Origin of the sequence: Foetidibacter luteolus (assembly GCF_009650435.1) — a bacterium.
GTDB lineage: Bacteria > Bacteroidota > Bacteroidia > Chitinophagales > Chitinophagaceae > Foetidibacter > Foetidibacter luteolus.
The window spans coordinates 305,561-326,777 of the sequence record NZ_VVIP01000003.1; the positions used below are offsets into that span (position 1 = coordinate 305,561).

Below are 21,217 nucleotides of genomic sequence, written 5' to 3' on the forward strand. Positions count from 1 at the left end.
AGTATGAACCAGTGGAACAGAAGAGATTTTCTAAAAAAAACAAGTGCGGCAACGCTGGCAGCCCTAGCTGCCGGCGCACCTGTAAGCAGCTTTTTATCTTCCTGTAACAACAAGAAGAAAATTGCCTCCAAAGCCGATACTGTAATACTGCTCTGGATGGCTGGCGGCATGCCGCATACGGAAACCTTTGACCCTAAAAGATATACAGCGTTCGAAAAAGGTATAGAGTCAAACAGGGTACTAAGCACTTTTCCGGCGGTGCCCACGGTGCTGGATGGCATCAGCTTTTCTGAAGGCCTGGAATCTATTGGCAAAGTGATGGACAGGGGTACTTTAATACGCTCTTACGTTGCTGCCGACATGGGCTTTATTTTGCATGCAAGGCACCAGTATCACTGGCACACCTGCTACAGGCCGCCACAGTCTGTTCTGGCGCCGCATATAGGCGCATGGATAGCCAGCCAGCTTGGGCCTGTTAATCCCGTTATTCCATCTTTTATTGATATAGGCCAACGGTTTGACCTGGGCGAAGGCGAAGAGCTGAAAGCTTTTCACAGTGCAGGTTTTTTGGGTAACGAATTTGGCCCGTTCCTCATTCCCGATCCCTCCGCCGGGCTGGATAGTGTACGCCCCCCGGCCGGTATGTCTAACATGCGGTTCGAAAAAAGAAACCAATTGTATGATGAGCTGATTAAGCAAAGCCCTGTGGGAGAGTTTGGCAGCGATTACCAGAAAGAATCGCTGAAACGCTCTATGGAGCAGGCTTATATTTTGTTGAAGTCTCCCGAAGCGGATGCTTTTGACTTAAGCAAAGAGCCCAAAGAAATATACGATATCTACAACACAGGCAGGTTTGGCCTCGGTTGTTTAATGGCCCGCAGGTTAACGGAAAAAGGTGCCCGTTTTATTAGCGTAACTACAGAATACGAGCCTTTTAAAGGCTGGGATACGCATGAGAATGGAAATACCCGCATTAAGGACATGAAGAAACAGATTGACGGCCCTATTGCCCAGTTGGTAAAGGACCTTGAGCGTACCGGTCATCTTGATAGGACCCTTATTGTTCTTGCCAGCGAATTTAGCCGCGATATGCTGGTAGAAGGCCGCCCCGGCGAAAAAGTGCAGGACCAGGTTGAACAGCCGGATATTATCAACGATATGAAGAATTATGGCATGCACCGCCACTTTACGGATGGCTGCTCCATGCTTATGTTTGGCGGTGGTATTAAAAAGGGTCTTGTTTACGGTAAAACAGCGGATGAGCGGCCCTGTAAAACAATAGAAAACCCCATTGTTATAGACCAGGTGCACCAAACCATTTACCATGCGCTGGGCATACCGGAGGACATGCATTACGAAGTAGAAAAGCGGCCTTTTTATACTACCCCGGATGGGCTCGGTAAAGCAGAAATGGCCTTGTTTGCTTCCGATGTAAAGAAGGCGTAGCAGTTGTAAGTTAACAGCCTATTCTTAGAATAACAGTATGGCAGCCCCGCAAGCCGGGGCTATGCTATTGCTTTAATAATACAATGAATGTTTGTAGGGGGTGCCCCCAAGCTATCGCAAGGGGTCGGGCTTTTCGCTCATACTCCGGCACAAGGCCCCGCTGCAATGGCCTCACCGGGGTATCCGCTTCAATCCCTCACCCAAAAGAGTAACACGCTGCGGCTAAGCTGAGAGGTACTATAGTTAAATGGCTATTACTGTAATTCTGCGGTACTGCTGCCGGGCATTGCAATACCGCTGAAAGCTCGTGGATTTTTACACGTACAGTTACCCATTTCTGCTTTTTTGACGGATATACCCCAACAATTATCTTTGCGCCCTATGAGTATTCAAGACAACAACAGGTTCCAGGCTATTATATCGCATGCAAAAGAATATGGTTTTGTTTTTCAGAGCAGTGAAATTTATGATGGCTTAAGTGCCGTATATGATTACGGCCCATATGGAAGTGAGTTGAAAAAGAATATACGTGACTACTGGTGGAAAAGCATGACGCAGATGCACGACAACATAGTGGGCATTGACGCGGCCATATTTATGCACCCCACCACCTGGAAGGCCAGCGGCCACGTTGATAATTTTAGCGACCCGATGATTGACAACAAGGACAGCAAAAAACGCTACCGGGTTGACCATTTAATTGAAGCGCATGCCGATAAGCTGAAAGAAAAAGGAGCAGAAGGCGAAGGGCAGGCTGCAGCTTTATTGGATGCCATGGACCAGTTGCTGGCAAAAGAAGATTTTGCCGGCCTTAAGCAATTAATTGATGATAATAAGATAGTATGCAGCGTTAGCGAAACCTGCAACTGGACGGATATACGCCAGTTTAACCTGATGTTCTCTACAGAAATAGGTTCCGTAGCTGATGATGCAAGCACCATTTACCTGAGACCTGAAACCGCCCAGGGTATTTTCGTGAATTTTTTAAATGTGCAGAAAACGGCCAGGATGAAAATACCGTTTGGCATTGCACAAACCGGCAAGGCTTTCAGGAACGAAATTGTGGCCCGGCAGTTCATTTTTCGCATGAGGGAATTTGAACAGATGGAGATGCAGTTCTTTATACGCCCCGGCACACAGAAAGAATGGTACGAATACTGGAAAGAAACCCGTTTAAAATGGCACTTAAGCCTGGGCATACCTGCGGAGAAATACCGCTATCACGACCATGTTAAACTGGCGCATTATGCTGATGCAGCGCTGGATATTGAATATGAATTCCCTATTGGCTTTAAAGAGGTGGAAGGCATACACTCCCGTACGGATTATGACCTGGGCCGCCACCAGCAGTTTAGCAATAAGAAGCTTACTTATTTTGATACTGAGATAAACCAGCACTATGTGCCGTATGTAATAGAAACATCCATAGGGCTGGACAGGATGTTTTTGCTGGTACTTTCCCACGCCTACGATGAAGAAGACCTTACCAAAGAAGGCGGGCCAAAAGACAGCCGTGTGGTATTGCGCATTCCGCCAGCCATAGCACCCATTAAACTGGCTGTATTGCCACTTACCAAAAAAGATGGCCTTCCCGAAATTGCCCGGCAGATTATGGACGATTGCCGCCCCCATTTCCGTTGTTTTTACGAGGAAAAAGATGCGATTGGAAGGCGTTACCGCCGCCAGGATGCTATTGGTACACCATTTTGTATAACGGTAGACCACCAGACAAAAGATGACGGAACAGTGACTATACGCCACAGGGACAGCATGTTACAGGAAAGGATTCATATTACAGAAATAAGAAATAAACTTGCGCATGAAATAAATTAACATTACTTTTGTTTACCCCGCTATTAGACAACTGACACCAATTTTGTTAATCCAATACCGCCGAAATGTCGTTTCAGCAAAAAAGTCGTCCCGAAACTGGTAAACAAAAATTCCTTTTATGACAGTTACCTATCCCTTTCTCGCCATTGCGGGCACCGTTCCTGTGGCCATAGTGGCCGGCATTGCAATTGCCGCCTTTGTTATCGGACTCCTTTCAAAGCGGGGAGTAATAGCTAAAAGCAAAAAAAGAGTGTTGAAACTGGAAAACGAAATGTTGTCTAACCATTCCAGGATTTTGTCCTTAGAGCAAAAAATTACAGACCTGGAAGCTGAGAACAAGGACTTACGTGACCGTTTGGGCAATGTTAAGCCTGAACTGAAAGTTTCCTAATAACAACTGCTCAACCTAGCCGTACAGTTCCTGGTGGATGTCTTTCTTGTCATAACCAAGAGAGATGATGTTGCGTTTCGCATCGTCAATCATATTCTTCCAGCCGCACAGGAAAAAGTTAGCTTCCGGTTTACTGCCATTAATTAAGTCTTCGTAAATACGGTGTACGTAACCCCGTGCAACCTCGGTATTGGTTTCCGGCTCCCGTGAGTAGGTTGGCAGGTACTTAAACCCTTCCAGCTTTTTTTCCAGTTCCCGCAGTTCAGGGCCGTAAAGGTTGTCGCACAGCAGCCGGCACCCAAATATCAGGTAAATGTTCCTGTGGGGTATGTTGTGCAATTGTATGTAATGAGCCATGCTTCTAAAAGGCGCAATGCCGGTGCCTGTGCATATAAAAAACAAATCTTTTTCAATTGTTTGCGGCAAAATAAATACGCCTTGCGGCCCCCGCAGGGTTAACTCGCTGCCAACGCTAACTTCATTAAAAAGGTACGTAGTGCCCAGTCCGCCTTCCAGCAAAACAATAACCAGTTCAATAACATTGGTGCCATCAGGCCAAGAGGCAATAGAATAGCTGCGCCACCGTTTATTTTTCTGCTCATGTATGGGCAGGTCAAGCGTAACAAACTGGCCGGGTTTAAAATCAAAACTGCTCATTTCGGGCAGTTCAATCCAAAAGCGTTTGGTATTATGTGTGGCATCTTCAATACGGATGACCTTACCTGTTTGCCAAGGTTGTAACATGCGGCAGCAATTTTTATGTAATGTAAGAAGAATGTCTGAAACAAATCTGGTGGGCTACAGCAAGTGGATTATTGAACAAAGAATATCAAATCACGGGCAAACTGTTGGCAAGTGGGAAAGTGGCAAATAGCGAGTGAGGCAGAGGCAACTACATAAAAAAAGTACTTCGTACTTCGCCCTTCATACTTGCTTTTTGGGGTGCCCCAAGCTATCGCAAGGGGTCTGCCAGAACTGCGTTCGCAACCTTCGTCAAAGCAACATTTAGTTGCTTTTCCTCGCTTGTGCTATTACTCCGGCACAGAAGCCCCGCTGCAATTGCCTCACCGGGGTAGCCGCTGCAATCCCTCACCCGAAAGTAGAATCTGCTAATTATTTTGTATGCAGTATGCGTTTCCAACTTATCATATAAAAACTAACTCTTTCTATTTTAAATCATCTACGTTTTATATTTTTTCTTGAAAGCATCCCGTCTTTACTCCACCACTTTCACATTCTTAACTTCTGTGCCTTCCCTTACTTCTTCGCTGCCGGTTTTTAACAGATGGTTGCCAGTTTGTAAAGCGCCGTAAATTTCTGTTTTTCCATCTGCCTCACGGCCTTTTTGAACAGTAACACGCTCTGCCTTGCCACCGTTAAGCCGCACAACAAAAAGGCGTTCTGTAGAGTTAACAACCGCTGTTTTAGGCACTACAAAAGAACTGTCCCTGGAAGGCAGGGGTATGGTTACTTCCGCTATCATACCGGGCAACAGCTTTTTGTTGTTGTTCTCCACATCCAGTTCAATGCGTTCTGTACGAAGCCTGGTATCCAGTGCGCCCGACAGACGTTTTATCTTGCCTTTAAAGCGTTCGTTGGGCAGGGCTTTTACCGTAAAATTCACCTCATTTTGATTGCTCAGGTAGCTTGTGTACAATTCCGGTATGGCCACCACCAGCCTTAGGTGTTTCTGTTCCTGTAAAGTAAACAAAGGAAACTCAGAACCTTTGCCCGATGGCCCTACATAGGCGCCCCCGGAAACATTCCTGGCAGTAACCACCGCATCAAACGGCGCCCTTATTTCCAGGTAGCCTTGTATAATGCTAACTTCTTTAAAGCCGGCCTTAGCGGCTTCCAGTTGGGCAAGGTCTGCATTCATGCGGGCCTTTGCCTGGTCAAGGTCGTTGGGAGATATGGTGCCCGGCGTTTTGCTGGTTTCGTACAGCCTGTCGTAATTGGCTTTGCTGGCAGTGTAAACAGCTTCCTGCGACTTCAGCCTGCTTTCCGCACCGGCTATCCTCGAAGCCAGTTCCGGCGCCTCCAGGCTGGCCAGCAGCTGCCCGGCCTTAACTTCGGAGCCTACATCCGCATAAAGCTTTCTTACAAAACTGTTCTCCTTGGCATACAGGTCAACCTGGTGAAAAGCAATTAATTCTCCCGGTGTTTTGTAAGTGGTGGAAAGCATGCCTTTTTCCAGCGCAATTACTTCCACCGCTGCCGGTGCGGCTTCTTTTTCAGTTTTCTTTTCTTCTGTTTTGGCTTCAGATGGGCCGCAACCGCTTAACAAACCGGCTACAGCTATACTTATCAATAACCAGGAAGAAGATGTATCCGTAACTATTTTTTTCATTGCCATTATATTATTTGTTGGCGCTTAATCATTGCAATTAAGCGTGTTTGAAAATTAATGCCTGCCGCGCAATGCCGGGTAGCGGACAAAACGTACCCCGCAATGCTGCGGTACAATGTCATTAAGTTAAACAGTGTATGTCAGGTTGAGCTTGTCGAAACCGGGTAATTCAAGCCGGTTTTATATCAATCCGCCTTCGACAGGCTCGGGCTGACAGCCTAACTTACTAACACAATGCTGCGGGATGCGGATTTGCTGCCCAGTAAAGATGTACAGTACAAGTGAGTGACACAACGAAGCTTCATAGTAGCAATGCCGCTAAGTGCCAAAAACTGTATTTTGCCGGGCCAATTTCTATTTCGCTGGTATGTAATGATTGCTTTCCTCATCTTCCGGGTCAAGCGAAACAGATGCGGTGGATGTTTTCTTTTGTACCCATGCAAACACCAGCGGCAGTACAAACAACACAGCAAAGGTAGATGCTACTAGGCCGCCAATTACTGCACGGGCAAGGGGTGAGGCCTGGTCGCCGCCTTCTCCCATGCCTGAAGCCATCGGTATCATGCCCACCACCATGGCCACGGTTGTCATTAAAATGGGCCGCAGGCGTAATGCCGTAGCTTCTTTGGCTGCCGCCACAGAGTCGCCGCTGTGCCTGCGCAAATGTTCCGCATTGGTTATCAGCAATACAGCGTTGGCTATAGATACACCTACGGACATAATGATGCCCATATAGCTCTGCAGGTTAAGCGTGGAGCCGGTTAACTTGAGCAGCAGCAATGCGCCCAGCAGTACGGCCGGCACTGTACTTAGCACCACCAGCGACACCTTGAACGACTGGAAATTGGCTGCCAGCATTAAAAAAATAACAACAATGGCAACTATTAAACCTGATTGCAGGCTGTCTAACGTGTCTGTAAGCACCGTGCTTAAGCCAATGGGCTCAACCGTTAAACCACGTGGTATTTCACCCAGCGAAGCCAGCGCTTTCTTTACATCCGTAGTGGCGGTACCAAGGTCTGTGTTGTACAGGTTAGCTGTAACAGAAAGGTAAGGCATGGCGCCCAGGTTATCGTTTTCGCCATAAGTGGTGTCCCGCTGTATGCTGGCCACATCGCCCAGTACGGGCCTGGCCGCATTGCGCAAAATGGGTATCTCACTAATGTCTGTAATGCCCGTCATCTGGTTTTCAGGAACCTCTACCTGCACGCTGTAAGCCAGGTTGCTTTTTTCATCCAGCCAGATGTTTTTTTCCGTATAGCGGGAAGAAGATGTTGATGCGATCAACGACCGGGAGATATCCGTTACATCCACCCCCAGTTGAGAAGCCCTGGTTCTGTCTATGTTAATGTTGATGGCGGGATACCTGGTGCTCTGCGCTATCTGAACGTCCCGCATATAGGGTATTTGTTTCAGCTTGTCAATTATCTTGTTGGCATATTGTTCATTCTGCTTTTTGTTGCGGCCTGCCAGCCTTATTTCTATGGGTGTGGGCGAGCCCTGGCTTAGTATCTTATCCGTTAATTCAATGGGCTCAAAAGAAAGCTTCAGGGTTGGCATGGCTTCATGCAGTTTATTGCGCAGCTTGTCTTTCAGGTCGTCCAGGTTTACTTTATAATGTTCTTTAAGGCTTACCTGCAAAATAGCTTCATGCGGGCCTGCCATAAACAGGTAAATGGGGCTGGTGGAAAATAGGCCCGGGTGTGCGCCCACAAAAGCTGACGTAATATCAATATTGTCCTTACCTGTTATTTGTTCCAGCACCTGTAAAGTTTTCAGCAGAGAGTCTTCCGTACGTTCTATGCGGGTACCCTCCGGGCAACGTATGCGTAACTGAAACTGGCTGCCGTTTACACGTGGCAGTACATCGCGGCCAGTATCGTTTAAGCCACCCACCACGGCAAGGGATACCAGCACAATATACCCCAATACAATGGGCATGCGGTAAGGCATAATGCGTTGCAGAAAGCGCATAAACCTGGCCCTGAACCTTTCAAACACACTCAGCTTGCCATTGCTTTCCGTTTTTTCCACCAGGTGTTTCTTTTGTTCCCAGGTATCGGCTTCTGTTATGTGGCTGGCGGCATATTCTTCCGCATCGGTCATGGGGGTGCCATCCGCTTTTTTGTGCTTTTTATGACCCTTCATTATCCAGTTGGCCATAATGGGCACAAAGGTTTGCGCCAGTATATACGAAGTGATCATGGAAAAGGCAATGGCCAGGGCCAGTGGCAAAAACAACGAGCCGGGTATACCGCCCATGGTAAATGCCGGGGCGAACACTGCCAGTATGCAAAACAATATCAGCAGTTTGGGAAAAGCTATTTCCTTACAGGCATCCCAGACTGCAAGGGCCTTGGGCTTGCCCATATCAAGGTGCTGGTGAATGTTCTCGATAGTAACGGTACTTTCATCCACCAATATACCAATGGCCAGCGACAGGCCGCTAAGCGTCATGATGTTAATGGTTTGGCCAAACAGTTGCAAAAACAATACCCCGGATATAATGGATGTTGGTATGGTCAATATTACAATCAATGCGCCACGGGCATCGCCCAGGAACAAGAGTACCATCAATCCTGTAAGTATGGCGCCTATGGCCCCCTCGCTTAACAGGCTTTTTACGGCGTTGATAACATATACAGACTGGTCAAACTCGTAGGAAAGCTTAACATCTTCGGGTAACAGCGCCTGGAAGCGGGGCAGGTTTTTCTTCAGGTTCTGCACTACCTCCCAGGTTGAGGCATCTGCCGATTTGGTGATGGGCATATAAATAGACCGTTTGCCATTTACCAGTGCATAGCTGCTGGTAATATCGGCGCCATCTTCAATGGTGGCCACATCTTTAAGATAAAGGTTTTGAACGCCGCCTTTAAATAACGGTATGTTTTCAAAATCTTCAATGGTTTTTACAATGGTATTGGTTGGGGTAATATAATTGTAATCGCCAATACGCACATTGCCAGATGGGGTTGTTTGGTTGTTGATGCGTAAGGCCTCCACCAACTGGTCAGGGGTAAGGTTGTGAGACCGCAGCAGCTCAGGGTTAGCCTTAATAACAATGGTGCGAATGTTACCGCCAAAAGGCGCCGGCGAAACAAGGCCGGGTATGGATGTAAAGGATGAGCGTATGTAGGTATTGGCAAGATCCAGCAGTTCATTGTTGCTGCGTTGGTTGCTGCTTAATACCAGTTGCCCTACAGGCAGGGTAGAAGCGTCAAAACGCATAATGAAAGGCGGGTTGCTGCCTTGCGGAAATATGGCCTGGGCACGGTTGCTGAAGGCTGACACTTCTGCCGCGGCCTGCGCCATATTGGTGCCGGGGTAAAAGCTCAGCTTCATCAGCGTGAGGCCTTGTATGTTGCGGGTTTCAATGCTTTTAACGCCGCCTACATAGAGCAACAGGTTTACATATTGCTTACCAAAAAAGGCCTCCATCTGCGTGGGGGTATAACCGCCAAAAGGGTGCGACAGGTATATAACCGGCAGGTCAAGCTTGGGGAAAATATCTATCTTAATTGTATTAACCGCCTTAATGCCAAAGAAAAACAACCCTGCCACCAATACCATAATGGAAATTGGTTTTCTTAATGCGCCTTTTATTAATCCCATTGTAAAAAATTGAATGTTTTATGCCAGGAAAAGCTTCGCTTTCCGAAAAATTTTTATGAGCCCGGCTGAGTTACTGCCATTGGGCTTTGCTTGCGTCGCACTCTTGTACGTTCTGTTCAGTATTCGCCATTGTGCAACAGGTTTTTTAAACCCAGGGCTAAAAAATATTCAACACTCAACATCCTGCAACCTGTTCCTTGATTTTGTGCTGTTGTGTATTTGTCCATTCCCAATTTTCTCCATTTGAATATTGAGTGTTGAATATTGTTTGCGGGTTCAAGACATAAACGCATTGTTTATTTCAATCTTTGGCTAAAGCCATATCGCCCAGCTTTATTAACCCAAGGCTTAGGCGTTGGGTTATAAGTTATAACCGGCTTTAGCCAAAATGTATGCCCTCAATTGGCTGGTACCCGTTATCCTCTCACTTTCATCAGCCCTGCAAAACATCATCAACTTACCTATCAACAGACCAGCAACTTGCAACCAGCAACCATTAACCGGCAACCTGCTACGCCACCCGCAATACCGGCTTTTTCTTTTTATAGGTGGCTGCATAAACACCCAACGCGGCCAGCATTAACAGCATACCCGCAATACATACCCCGGCCCACCCAAACTGTCCCCATGCCCACAAACCCAGTGCAGAGCCAAGTGAAGTGCCGATAAAACTGGCCGTCATATACACCGTGTTCAACCGGTTCCTGGCTTGGGGCAGTAAAGCATAAATGCGGCCCTGGTTAGATACATGCACACACTGCATACCCAGGTCAATCAAAACAATGCCGATAACTATGCCTGTAACCGAAGTTGGTAAAATATAAAACAGCAAGTAGCCTAAAAACATGATGACAATGCCGTAGCCAATAGCTATGCGTGGGTTTCTTTTATCGGCCGAGCCACCTACCAGCGGGGCGAAAAGTGCACCGGCCGCTGCGGCCAGGCCAAACAGGCCGATGGTGTTGCTGTTGTAATTAAATGGCTTGCCGGAAAAATGCAATACCATCGTTGTCCAGAACATGCCAAATGTGGCAAAGGCAAGGGCATTGATGGCCGCTGCTTCGCGAAGCAGCGGTTGGTCTTTAATCAAGGTTAGCAACGACCGCATCAACGACGAATAAGTGCCTGTAAAATTTGGTTTATTACCGGGAAAATTAAGGTGCATGACAATTAACAGGATGCTGCTGATAACCGCGGCTATGCCAAACATGTAGCGCCAGCCCAGCCAGGCGCCTATAAAGCCGCTTAATGTGCGGGACAGCAATATGCCCAACAGCAGGCCGCTCATAATGGTGCCCACCACTTTACCCCTTTTTTCAGGTGCAGACAAACTGGCGCCTAACGGCAGTATTAACTGTGGTATAATGGATGATGCGCCCAGTAATACACTCGCAATTTCCAGCACCACCAGGGAGGGTGAAAAAGCAGAGGCCAGTAACGCTGCAACAGCCATGCCGGTAGTAATAACAATTTGTTTTTTGCGGTTAAGCATATCCCCCAACGGCACAAAAAACAGGAGGCCTGCGGCATAACCGGCCTGGGTTAAAAAGGTAATGAAACCGGCCCTGTTCTCGGTAATGCCAAACTCTTTGCTGATAAGCACCACGAGTGGCTGGCAGTAGTAAATATTGGCCACTATTAAACCGGTGCACACAGCCATTAACAGCACCTGGGCCGGTTGTAAAGTGTATGTATTTTCAGTTTGCATTTTTTGTACTGTAATATTTTTAACCTGTGCCCACCTGCATAAGCTTAAAATAAAATTACGCTGCTGCACCTAAGCGCCAGGGATAGAAGCGGATACCCCGCTGAAGGCATTGTGCGCTGCCTTGTGGCGGAGTAGCAGCGGATAGCCCGGCCCCTTGCGCAGCTTGGGGAGGCGCCATAACCACTTTTCTAAAACTCATTTATAAACAACCCAAAATCTCCGCCGGCGGCTGCTTTTAACAGCAGCGCCTGCCACACGTTTACATTGGCTATATCCCTGTCTGTTTCTGCCCGGTTAACTATGTATAGCGCCTGCGTAACATCAATAATGGTGGTTAACCCGTTTTTATACAACACGCTTTTCTGCAGGTAAGCGTCTGATGCGGCTTTAACCTGCACCGGGGCTTCTGCATAATTGCTTAGCGCATTCTTCATTTTATTGTCGGCAAGTACGGCCCTGGCTTTTAATTGCTGGTTAACCAGTTCGTATTCATCCTGCAGACCTTTGGAAACAAATTTTTGTGAAGCCACCTGGTGCTTTATGCGCAGGGGCTGGGTAAGGTTCCAAACCATGCCAACACCCAGCAGGTAATTGCTGCGGATGGGCTTAACGCCGCTCCAGTAATCGCCTTTGTAGGCGCTAAGGTTTTGGTTAAGTTGTCCGTAATCAAAATCGAACCCTGAACCGCGGCTTTGTATGATGCCAAAAGCTGAAAAAGTTGGGTAATTAAACGTGTGAAAATACCGGGCCTGCTCATCGCTTACGGCTATTCGGTTTTGGTAAAACTTAAGCAATGGGTGCTGCTGCAGTTGCGCCGTATCGTTGGCGTTAACGGGTACCCGAATAATGAAGCTGGTATCCAGCTCAAAATCCTGCGCCGGTACGCCCATTAACTGCGCCAGTTGGTTGGCCTGTTCCTGTGCCGCATCAATGGCGCGGGTTAGCGAGATTCTGGCACTGGAAACTTCCGCATTGGCCTGGGATGAATCAACCCCGGCAATAAGTCCATTCTTAGCCCTGGTAACCACGTTGCTGCGCAATGTTTCTGCCCGTTGAAGGTTGTTTTGCCAGGAGCGGGTAAGGCGCTGGGCTGCCAGCAGGTTAAGGTAGGCCGCGGCCACCCTTACCTGGTGCTGGAACTGCTCCTGCACAAGGTCGCTCTCATCTCTTGCCTGTACCGTTTTGGCGGTTTTAATTTTTTCTCTTGCACGGCCGAAAGAAAAGAAGTCCCAATTGATGTTGGCAAGGTACAAAGCGCCAAAAGCGGCATTCCAGTTCTGGTGGCTGAGCGCAGGGCCGCCTGAAGCCACGCTTAAGCCGCGGTAACCGTATAAGGGGCCGCTTTGCCCGTTGATGGTGCCATAATCCTGCTGGAAAGAGATATTGAAATCCGGCAGGTAATCGTTGATGCTTTGCTTTACTGATGCTTTGGAAGCATTGACATAGCTGGCTTTAGCCTTAATTGCCGGGTAATTAGTGAGCGCTGTTTGCACAGCCTCCTTAATGGTAAGCACCTGTGCATGGGCAGGTAGAGTAAAGGCCACTGATATCATTAATACATAAAAAGACGTACGCTTTAACATGTTACATGCAATTACAGCCGGGATGTTATCCCAAATAATTTTTAAAAAGGTATGACAGCGAAACTTCGTTAGAGTGGGGAAGACTATTTACTACAGGTTATTAAATGAAGGGTAAAATTAAAGCAGCCTAATATTCCGGTAATTGCACTTTTCAAACAATTAGTTGAAAATTTCAAACATTGAGCCCCGAAAAGCGCCGGGGGTTTGTGCTGTATGCTTTTTAAAAAAGTTATTGAAATAGGCCGGGTATTCAAAACCCAGGCTGTAAGCTATTTCGGCTACCGTCCAGTCTGCGTACCTTAATAAAGCTTTTGCTTCTCTTGTAATGCGTTCGGAAATATGTTCGGTAGTGGTTTTGCCTGTGATTTCTTTAACCGCCCGGTTTAAATGGTTTACATGCACGGATAATTTTTCGGCAAAATCGTTGGCGGTTTTCAGTTGTAAGATATGTTCCGGCGAGTCAATGGGAAATTGGCGTTCCAGCAATTCTATAAACATAGCCGTAATGCGTGCCGAAGCGGATGTATGCTTAGAATAAGAGTCTGCGCTTTGCAGTTTCATGGCTTCATGCAGCAGCAGGTACACGTAGTTGCGTATCAGGTCGTACTTGTAAATATAATCTGCTTCCATTTCTTCCAGCATCAGCACAAAAAGCCTGCTGATGCAATGTTCCTGTTCTGCCGTTACAAAGTAAAGCGGGGTGGTATCCAAATGAAAAAGAGGCGAATCGTAAATGCTGTCTTTACGGTTGGGCTTGTCTAAAAAATCTTCTTTAAAAAGGCAGAAATAGCCAGACTGGTTATCGGAAGTTGACTCCCAGGTGTAAGGAAGGTCTGGGTTGGCCAGCAAAAAAACGGGCTTATCAATATGGATGTCGTTACCAGGAAAATGCAATATGCCATTGCCTTTGATGAGGCATATTTTATAGAAATCCCGCCGGTTATACGGAGCCTGGCTTTTGCAGATGCCCATGCGGGGATATACATTAAAATGCCCCATTTGCCGGCCATTGCTGACAGCGGAAGCATGGCGATCTGTAAGGTTAAGCCTTTTATAAAAATCTTCAATAGTTTCTACACGCTGCATGGGGCTAAGTTATGAAATTCAAACAAAAGGAAAAGGCACAGTTTTGCGCTAACTTTAAAATTAGTATGCGACCATGCGTTGGTTGCGGCTTAAATAAAGGACCTTAAAAATAATTTGTCATTAATTTTTTTGTTAACCATGCAACGTGAAATACAGCTAACGGCAGACGGCTTTAGCACGATTGCCATACCGCAAATGCGGGTAACCTACCATAGCCGGCACGGCGCCTGGCAGGAGAGCAGGCATGTTTACATAAAGCATGGCCTTGATTATATGTTACAGCGGCAACCCCGCCACGAACCTTTACGCGTTTTTGAGATGGGCTTTGGCGCCGGGCTAAATGCATTACTGAGCCTGCAGTATATTTTACAGCATCAAAAACAGGTTTTTTATTCTGCGGTGGAGCCATACCCGGTATCTGCCGCCGAAGCCGGGTTATTGAATTATACAGCATTAATGAATAACGGACTTTTGACAGATGCTTTTGCCGTCATGCATGCCGGTAATGCTGGTGAAGACATCCCCATTCATGCTTTGTTTACGTTGCATAAGATAAAGCTACCCTTACAGCAATACCTGCGGGCAGCCGGTGAAGATGCGTATGATGTTATTTATTATGATGCATTTGCACCATCCGCACAGCCGGAATTATGGACGGCTGAAATTTTCCGGCAGCTATTTGAGATTTTGAGGACCGGCGGCATATTGGTAACCTATTGCAGTAAGGGCGATGTAAGAAGGGCTATTCAAACCGCAGGGTTTACAGTAGAAAAACTGCCAGGGCCGCCCGGTAAAAGGGAGATGCTGAGGGCCAGTAAAAGAGAAGAGAAACTGCTGCGATAACCGGGTAGGCAAATAACAGGGATGTTTGAGGATAGCGATTCTTGCCATTTGGCAGGCTCTAACGAAGGTGAAGAGAAAGACGAATATGTTTAGAATGTACAAGAGTGCGATCCCGAATCGTTCCTCTCGGGACAGGCTACAGTAAAGCCCAATAGCAGCATCTTCTTCCGGGTCCATAAAAAAATCCCTGGTAATAATAGCGTAGATAAAGGTTTAAAATGCCCTGTTGCTTGTTACCCAGCCTTTTATGTAACCCGCTATATCCGAGGTATTGGTACCCGGGGGAAAGAGCTTGCCAACGCCCATATCGTTAAGTGCTTTCATATCATCATCAGGTATAATACCGCCGCCAGTAAGCAGTACATCATCCAGTCCTTTCTCTTTCATTACTTTTAACAGCCGGGGAAAAACCGTCATGTGTGCGCCGCTGAGTATGCTTACGCCAATGGCATCTACATCTTCCTGCAGGGCGGCGTTTACTACCATTTCCGGTGTTTGGCGCAGGCCGGTGTAAATAACCTCCATGCCTGCATCGCGTAAAGCAGTAGCTATTACTTTGGCGCCCCTGTCGTGGCCATCCAGGCCAACTTTGGCAACCAATACACGTACAGGCCTGTTTAATTCTTTCATGTTGCTGGGTTGTATTGCCAAATGTAACAAAATGTTGCTGTTGTGCAGGTGCGGTGCGTTGTATATCTGCAATAGTGCCACTGATACGGGGTTGAATAAAATAAAAAAGGGCTTGCATAGAAATGCTTCCCCGTTTAATAATCCAATATCCTATGAAAAACCGCTGCAAAAATAGGCAGCAGCTTAAACCAACTGTCTGCTGTTGTGTGAATGGTATGATAATTTGAGTGAATGGGTTTTGAAAAAGTGAAAGCCCCCTGTTAACGGATAAACCTGCGCTTCAGGGCAGCCACGCCCTGCCGTGTAATGTTGCTAAGCGAATCGTTGCCGTTTTCAAACAGAATGAATTTCATGCCTGTTTCGCGAAAAAGCGGCATGTTCATGGTGTCTTTAACCGTCATTTTTTCAAACTGTTGAAAAACCACGTCATCTTTACCGGGTATGTTGTGGGCAACCAGCAAAAGATGCCTGAAGCGGCTGTAATCGTCCGGCATCCAGAAAAGAAAAGATGCATTATCGCTGTAAACTTCCGGTAAGCCTGCTTCCCTGCGGTAATGGTTTAAAGCTCCGGCGGAATAATAGCCCCGGCAATATACAAGCGTACTATCCCGTTGGGGTTTGGGCAGGCTGTTGTAAACAACACCGGCCTGCATAGCCATTTCTTTCCAGCCCATCATGTCTGCAAAATCCTGTGGCAGCGGGTGCATTTGCAGATCTTCCCACTTAAAAGAACCTGTTTTGTTAAGGCCGGTTTTTTCATAGTAAGCAGCCAACCTTTCAGGCTTTGCCAGGGGGAGCACTACCGGCAAGGCAAATAGCCCCAAAGCCAGGGAAAAGGCCAGCATGGCATAGCGTGTCCATCTAAAGCTACCTAAGGTAGATTCTTCAATATACACCGAGCCAAATGCAAATAGTACCGGGTAAGCGCCCAGGGCATAGTAATCTTTGCCATGCAATACCAGTAACAATACAATAACAATAAGGTATGCCCAGCCAAACGGGCGGTAAGGCTTTCCTTTTTCAGAAAAAACAACAAAAGCCAGCCCGGCAAGCCAAACAAACACACAGGGCAGGTTCATCATAAACTGGCTGATGATAAAATCTGCCGGGCTGATAAACTGCAATTGCTCCTGCTGAAGCTCATCCATGTGGGCCAATACGGGAAAGCGGTGGTTATATTGCCAAATGATGTTAGGAAGAAAGATAAGCAATGCGATGCCTGCGGCCAGGTACAAATGCCTGTTCAGGAATATTTTACGGTGCCTGCTTATCAGCAGGCCACCCAAAATGGCCGCGGTATAAAAAGCCACAGAGTATTTACTCATAAGCCCCAGGCCAATGGCAATACCTGTAATATATATCCACAGGTTACGGTTTGTTTGAATATAGCGTGTAATGCAATATCCAATGGCCGTCCAAAAAAAAACTTCCAGGAAATTGGGTTGAAACAGGTAGAACAGCCGCATATAACCATCTATTACAAAGGGCAGCCAGGCAAGTATAAGTGCGAAAGCCCTGCCCCCAAGCGACAGTACAATTTTACCAACCAGCAAAAAGGTAAATGCGCCAAACAATGAAGGCCAGATTTTTATCCAGAACATGCTGCCGCCAAACAAGTTGGTAAGCCAGGCAAATACGCTCAGCAGGGGAGGTACTTCCATATAGCCCCAATCCATATGGCGGCCCTCGGCCAGGTACAAAAACTCATCGCGGTGCGGCTGGTAAAAGCTGCTTTGCAGTATAAACGGGGCAAGTAGTTTAATGATAGCGAGTATATACAGCAGTGGTTTATAGTTGCGCATGAAAGGCGATATTTAAAAGTAAGATACACAATACAATTGTAGTTGTCAGGTATGGCGCTAACTACTGCGCTGTTGCAATAAGATTGTTTGAGTGATGCTTTGGGCCGGGTAAGATATTTAAAGTAAACTTCTGTTTTAACAGAACAATTAACGGCCATTAAATGTTAGGTAACAACATGTTTTAAAGCAATCTTAAATCTTCCTAAAATTTACAAACCCACGGGCTTTGAGGTGGTTTGGTATAGTATTGGTTTAACAGCCCACGCAATCAAAATCGCTGCTTTTTCAGGCAAACGATATTATAATTATGAGTAATAACAAGTCATTCCCGGGAAACAGCTTTTCCGTAGAAACACTGAGCTTACTGGTGAACGCGATAAATGCTTCGGGTTCCGGAATTATTATTACCGATAACCAGCAGCCGGATAACCCGATTATTTTCTGCAACAGGGCTTTCGAGGTTTTGTCTGGCTATAAAAGAGAAGAAATTATTGGCCATAACTGCCGTTTTCTACAGGGAGATGACCGTGGGCAGGAGGCAAGATTATTAATAAAGGATGCCGTAGAAAAAGGTACCGAATGTGTGGTTGAGCTGAGAAATTACCGCAAGGACGGATCCCAGTTCTGGAATGAGCTTTACCTTTCTCCGGTAAAAAATCCGCAGGGTATTGTTACCCATTTCATAGGTGTGCAAAATGATATAAGCTGGCGTAAGAAATCAGAGCTTGCTTTGCAGCAGGAACGTAAAAACCTGGAAGCCCGCATTGAAGACCGCATTAAGCATATCAGGGAACACGAGGCATACCTTGAAACAATTATACAAACCATAAGAGAAAGCCTGTTGGTGCTGGACTCAAACATGGTTGTGTTAAGCGCCAATAATTTTTTCTATAACACCTTTAAGGTTGCAGCAAACGAAACCATAGGCAAGAAAATTTATGAGTTGGGAAATGGCCAATGGAACATACCTGCGCTGGTTGAATTGCTTGAAAAAGTATTGCCATATAATAATCCTTTCGAGGGCTTTTTGGTAGAGCACGATTTTCCGCATATCGGCCCCAAAATAATGATGCTGAATGCCAGGCTTATTGTAAATGAAGGCAGCTATAAAAACCGGATACTGCTGGCCCTGGAAGATATTACTGACCGGGTTATAATTGAACGTAGGAAAGATGATTTTCTGAGCATTGCTTCTCACGAACTTAAAACGCCCCTTACAACGGTTAAAGGATATGTGCAATTAATGGAGGCATCTGTTGCCGCGGGTAACCATGAACGTACGACGATGCTCATCAGCAAAACGCAGCAACATATTGAACGCCTTAGCCGCCTGATAACGGGCCTGCTGGATGTTACTAAAATAAAGGCAGGTAAAATGGATCTGGAAAAAAGCAGTTTCGATTTTGATGCGATGATAGCAGAGGCTGTAGAGAGTGTACAGGCCATCGCGGGTACGCATACAATTACTGTAAGCGGCAAAACCGGGGTTAGTTGCCACGGAGATATGGAAAGGATGGAGCAGGTGGTGATAAACCTGCTTATGAATGCGGTAAAATATTCCCCGGGGCAAAGTAAAGTGCTGTTGCACGTACATACCCTGGGCGATTTTATAAAGGTTTCCGTTACAGACTATGGCGTTGGCGTTAAGCCTGACGATCAGAAGAAAATTTTTGAAAGGTTTTACCGGGCCGATGAAGTGTTGAAAAAGTTTTCTGGCATGGGTATTGGCTTATATGTGTGCGACCAGATTGTTAAAGCGCATGGCGGTACCCTATGGGTGGTAAGTGACGGGGAAACCGGTGCAACATTTAGTTTTACTTTACCGGTTTCAAAAAATGGATAACATGAACAAGAAAGCATTGGTTTGTGACGATGATGAAGGGATACTGGATGTTATATCGCTTGTACTTGAGAATGTCAACATACAATCCCTTACCGAAACAAACAGCTTGAACATTTATGAACGCGTTGAGCAAGAAAAACCCGATATAATATTGATTGACCTGTGGATGCCCGGTTTGGGTGGTGATGAGGTGACTAAAACATTAAAGAATAACCCGGAAACAAAAAACATCCCGGTCGTAATAATCTCAGCCAGCCGCGAAGGCAAAAAGATAGCCCGGGAATCAGGGGCGGAAGAGTTTATAAGAAAACCGTTTGATATAAATAACCTCGTAACAACCATCAGCCATTATTTGTAGTTATACAAACCTTCGGTTTGGTATGTAAATTTCTTTTGGAGGCCAGCTTATCGTCAAGATGGCATCTTCCGTTGTGTCACTCCTATGTAAAGGAATACGCTGCCTGCCATCCTGAAAAAGGTTGCAAAACAAGGTTAATATGTTGTGTTTTTTTAAGTCATTGGAAAAAAGATTTTTATCACAGGTGGTGAAACTCCTATCAGCAGTCGGCACATGGCCGCTGCAAATCTTTATTAATCCCATAAAGTAAAAGTATAAGGCTGCAGACTCACTTGAGCAGTATGTTGCAACTGCAGGACACAAAAAGCAGTCCTTATAACTGTTTGATATTACCTTTCTGTGATATGAATAATACTGTTTGCTTCAAAATTAGATTTTTAAGTTTGTGCACCGGCCTGAACAGGAAGCGGGCTCTGCCGGAGGACAACCTGCCAGCGATAGGGCCTGTGCTTATACGATAGTATAGAGGGGGCCGTCATGGCGGCTCCTTTTGTATTACTATCGGTAAGCCGGATGGCTTAAAAAAACTCATTTCTGTTCCCGTTACTTTACCACACCTTTTTGATAAGGCACACCGCTTATCAAAACAGCCCTTATCCTGCGCAGCAGTTTACGGGCAATACGGATAATGGCCTGGTTGCCTTTCATTCTTTTGGTTAATGCCTGATAACAATCCATTAAAGCCGGATCTATCCTTATGGCCTGCCAGGCAGCTTCTATCAGCAGGCTGCGCAATTGTTTGTGGCGCCGGGTGGTAATACCGGTATCTTTTTCCTTATCGCCGCTGCTGTCCGTATCAGGACAGAAACCTATTAAATCATTCAATGCGTCAAATCCTTTGAACCGGTTGATATCGCCCACTTCCAGCAAAAACCACAGGGCTGTTGTAGGGCCTACTCCCGGAACACTCAACAGCAGGCTGGTATTTTGCTGGTACCGGCTTTTTTTCAGTTCCCGCAATTTACCTTCCGTTTTTAACAGCAACTGGCGCAGCAACCTGATTTGTTCCAACATCAGCACTAAAGTGCTTTTCAGCCGTTCGTCTTTTTGAGCTTCCTGTTCCACCCATTCCAGAAAATTATGGCTCCAGTTGGTCTTTTCATATTTAGCCGGCAGTTGGATGCCCTGGTATTTCAATATGCTTTTCAACCGGTTCCTGCTCCTGTTTAGATCCCCTACCAGTTTCTTGCGGAATCTTATCAGGTTGCGGTCTTTTTGAATATCCTCCCCCGGTACATGGATGGCCTTAAGCTCACCGGCTGCATGGTTGCGGGCCAGCTTTAAGGCATCCACCTTATCGGTCTTCCTTTTCTTCTCCTTATCACTGGTGGATACATCGGCAGCATGAACCACGATGCACTCCATTCCTGCGGACTGCAGTGAACGCTGAAGGGTGAAACCCCAGGCCGAACTTTCATACACACACTTAAATGTGGCCCCCGGATAGTGGCTATTCAGGTGTTTAATAAGGTCTTCACTGTTGCTGCCCATACGGTGATTACCCAGGCAAATCCCATTTAATAATTTGGCAACCTGGTAATCTTTTTGATGTACATCTATTCCTACATAGATGATTTTGCCGCTGAAATCAATCAGGCTTCTACCTTTGTCCAAGGTTTCGGTTGTGGCTGAAGTTTGCTGTTTCATATTTGTTTTTTTTAGCAAAATTCTTCTTTGCAGCCTAATTTTAGGACTGCCGCTGCACCGAAACCTTTTACATATAGACTCACTT

General features: G+C 46.3%; 15 protein-coding genes. 6 read left to right on the plus strand and 9 right to left on the minus strand.

The window, feature by feature from the left end:
• Positions 1 to 3: 3 nt before the first annotated feature.
• The 3 genes from F0364_RS01355 (at position 4) to F0364_RS01365 (ending at position 3,670) form a co-directional block, all read left to right on the plus strand.
• Positions 4 to 1,446: a DUF1501 domain-containing protein gene (locus F0364_RS01355; RefSeq protein ID WP_153795940.1), complete on the plus strand. Its 1,443-nt coding sequence runs from the start codon at positions 4 to 6 to the stop codon at positions 1,444 to 1,446.
• A 381-nt stretch (positions 1,447 to 1,827) separates the two neighbouring features.
• Positions 1,828 to 3,279, plus strand: coding sequence for a glycine--tRNA ligase (locus F0364_RS01360; protein WP_153795941.1), 1,452 nt, complete (start codon positions 1,828 to 1,830; stop codon positions 3,277 to 3,279).
• Between the two features lie 118 nt (positions 3,280 to 3,397).
• The gene (locus F0364_RS01365) at positions 3,398 to 3,670 is read left to right on the plus strand and encodes a hypothetical protein (protein ID WP_153795942.1); all 273 of its coding nucleotides are present in this window, start codon (positions 3,398 to 3,400) and stop codon (positions 3,668 to 3,670) included.
• 15 nt (positions 3,671 to 3,685) lie between these two features.
• Here F0364_RS01365 and F0364_RS01370 read toward each other — a convergent pair whose 3' ends face one another.
• From F0364_RS01370 to F0364_RS01395, 6 genes are all read right to left on the minus strand, one after another.
• Positions 3,686 to 4,414 carry a ferredoxin--NADP reductase gene (locus tag F0364_RS01370; protein WP_153795943.1) on the minus strand — a complete coding sequence of 243 codons (729 nt, stop codon included), beginning with the start codon at positions 4,412 to 4,414 and terminating at the stop codon, positions 3,686 to 3,688.
• 472 nt (positions 4,415 to 4,886) lie between these two features.
• Positions 4,887 to 6,020 (minus strand): efflux RND transporter periplasmic adaptor subunit, encoded by a 1,134-nt coding sequence (locus F0364_RS01375; protein WP_153795944.1) that lies wholly within the window; start codon positions 6,018 to 6,020, stop codon positions 4,887 to 4,889.
• 354 nt (positions 6,021 to 6,374) lie between these two features.
• Positions 6,375 to 9,632 carry an efflux RND transporter permease subunit gene (locus tag F0364_RS01380; protein ID WP_153795945.1) on the minus strand — a complete coding sequence of 1,086 codons (3,258 nt, stop codon included), beginning with the start codon at positions 9,630 to 9,632 and terminating at the stop codon, positions 6,375 to 6,377.
• A 511-nt stretch (positions 9,633 to 10,143) separates the two neighbouring features.
• Positions 10,144 to 11,340, minus strand: coding sequence for an MFS transporter (locus F0364_RS01385; RefSeq protein ID WP_207632457.1), 1,197 nt, complete (start codon positions 11,338 to 11,340; stop codon positions 10,144 to 10,146).
• Between the two features lie 188 nt (positions 11,341 to 11,528).
• On the minus strand, positions 11,529 to 12,923 hold the full coding sequence (locus tag F0364_RS01390; protein WP_153795946.1) for a TolC family protein: 1,395 nt from the start codon (positions 12,921 to 12,923) through the stop codon (positions 11,529 to 11,531).
• A gap of 159 nt (positions 12,924 to 13,082) precedes the next feature.
• The gene (locus tag F0364_RS01395) at positions 13,083 to 14,009 is read right to left on the minus strand and encodes a helix-turn-helix domain-containing protein (protein ID WP_153795947.1); all 927 of its coding nucleotides are present in this window, start codon (positions 14,007 to 14,009) and stop codon (positions 13,083 to 13,085) included.
• 138 nt (positions 14,010 to 14,147) lie between these two features.
• Here F0364_RS01395 and mnmC2 point away from each other — a divergent pair, with 138 nt between their 5' ends.
• A complete protein-coding gene (gene mnmC2, locus F0364_RS01400; RefSeq protein ID WP_153795948.1) occupies positions 14,148 to 14,852 on the plus strand; it encodes a tRNA (5-methylaminomethyl-2-thiouridine)(34)-methyltransferase MnmC2 in 705 nt (234 codons plus the stop codon).
• Positions 14,853 to 15,065: 213 nt separating this feature from the next.
• On the opposite strand, the gene F0364_RS01405 is transcribed toward mnmC2, so the two are convergent.
• Positions 15,066 to 15,482, minus strand: coding sequence for a cobalamin B12-binding domain-containing protein (locus tag F0364_RS01405; protein WP_153795949.1), 417 nt, complete (start codon positions 15,480 to 15,482; stop codon positions 15,066 to 15,068).
• A 260-nt stretch (positions 15,483 to 15,742) separates the two neighbouring features.
• A complete protein-coding gene (locus F0364_RS01410; RefSeq protein WP_153795950.1) occupies positions 15,743 to 17,284 on the minus strand; it encodes a glycosyltransferase family 39 protein in 1,542 nt (513 codons plus the stop codon).
• Positions 17,285 to 17,591: 307 nt separating this feature from the next.
• Here F0364_RS01410 and F0364_RS01415 point away from each other — a divergent pair, with 307 nt between their 5' ends.
• Positions 17,592 to 19,127, plus strand: coding sequence for a PAS domain-containing sensor histidine kinase (locus F0364_RS01415; protein WP_153795951.1), 1,536 nt, complete (start codon positions 17,592 to 17,594; stop codon positions 19,125 to 19,127).
• A gap of 1 nt (position 19,128) precedes the next feature.
• On the plus strand, positions 19,129 to 19,485 hold the full coding sequence (locus F0364_RS01420; protein ID WP_153795952.1) for a response regulator: 357 nt from the start codon (positions 19,129 to 19,131) through the stop codon (positions 19,483 to 19,485).
• Between the two features lie 543 nt (positions 19,486 to 20,028).
• Here the strand turns inward: F0364_RS01420 and F0364_RS01425 are convergent.
• Positions 20,029 to 21,132 (minus strand): IS110 family RNA-guided transposase, encoded by a 1,104-nt coding sequence (locus tag F0364_RS01425; RefSeq protein WP_153795953.1) that lies wholly within the window; start codon positions 21,130 to 21,132, stop codon positions 20,029 to 20,031.
• Between the last annotated feature and the right edge of the window lie 85 nt (positions 21,133 to 21,217).

Coding starts and splice junctions, on each gene's coding strand:
- F0364_RS01360 (WP_153795941.1), top strand. CDS start 1,828: ATGAGTATTCAAGACAACAACAGGTTCCAGGCTATTATATCGCATGCA.
- F0364_RS01385 (WP_207632457.1), bottom strand. CDS start 11,340: ATGCAAACTGAAAATACATACACTTTACAACCGGCCCAGGTGCTGTTA.
- F0364_RS01390 (WP_153795946.1), bottom strand. CDS start 12,923: ATGTTAAAGCGTACGTCTTTTTATGTATTAATGATATCAGTGGCCTTT.
- F0364_RS01355 (WP_153795940.1), top strand. CDS start 4: ATGAACCAGTGGAACAGAAGAGATTTTCTAAAAAAAACAAGTGCGGCA.
- F0364_RS01410 (WP_153795950.1), bottom strand. CDS start 17,284: ATGCGCAACTATAAACCACTGCTGTATATACTCGCTATCATTAAACTA.
- F0364_RS01375 (WP_153795944.1), bottom strand. CDS start 6,020: ATGAAAAAAATAGTTACGGATACATCTTCTTCCTGGTTATTGATAAGT.
- F0364_RS01380 (WP_153795945.1), bottom strand. CDS start 9,632: ATGGGATTAATAAAAGGCGCATTAAGAAAACCAATTTCCATTATGGTA.
- F0364_RS01395 (WP_153795947.1), bottom strand. CDS start 14,009: ATGCAGCGTGTAGAAACTATTGAAGATTTTTATAAAAGGCTTAACCTT.
- F0364_RS01405 (WP_153795949.1), bottom strand. CDS start 15,482: ATGAAAGAATTAAACAGGCCTGTACGTGTATTGGTTGCCAAAGTTGGC.
- F0364_RS01420 (WP_153795952.1), top strand. CDS start 19,129: ATGAACAAGAAAGCATTGGTTTGTGACGATGATGAAGGGATACTGGAT.
- F0364_RS01415 (WP_153795951.1), top strand. CDS start 17,592: ATGAGTAATAACAAGTCATTCCCGGGAAACAGCTTTTCCGTAGAAACA.
- F0364_RS01425 (WP_153795953.1), bottom strand. CDS start 21,132: ATGAAACAGCAAACTTCAGCCACAACCGAAACCTTGGACAAAGGTAGA.
- F0364_RS01365 (WP_153795942.1), top strand. CDS start 3,398: ATGACAGTTACCTATCCCTTTCTCGCCATTGCGGGCACCGTTCCTGTG.
- F0364_RS01370 (WP_153795943.1), bottom strand. CDS start 4,414: ATGTTACAACCTTGGCAAACAGGTAAGGTCATCCGTATTGAAGATGCC.
- mnmC2 (WP_153795948.1), top strand. CDS start 14,148: ATGCAACGTGAAATACAGCTAACGGCAGACGGCTTTAGCACGATTGCC.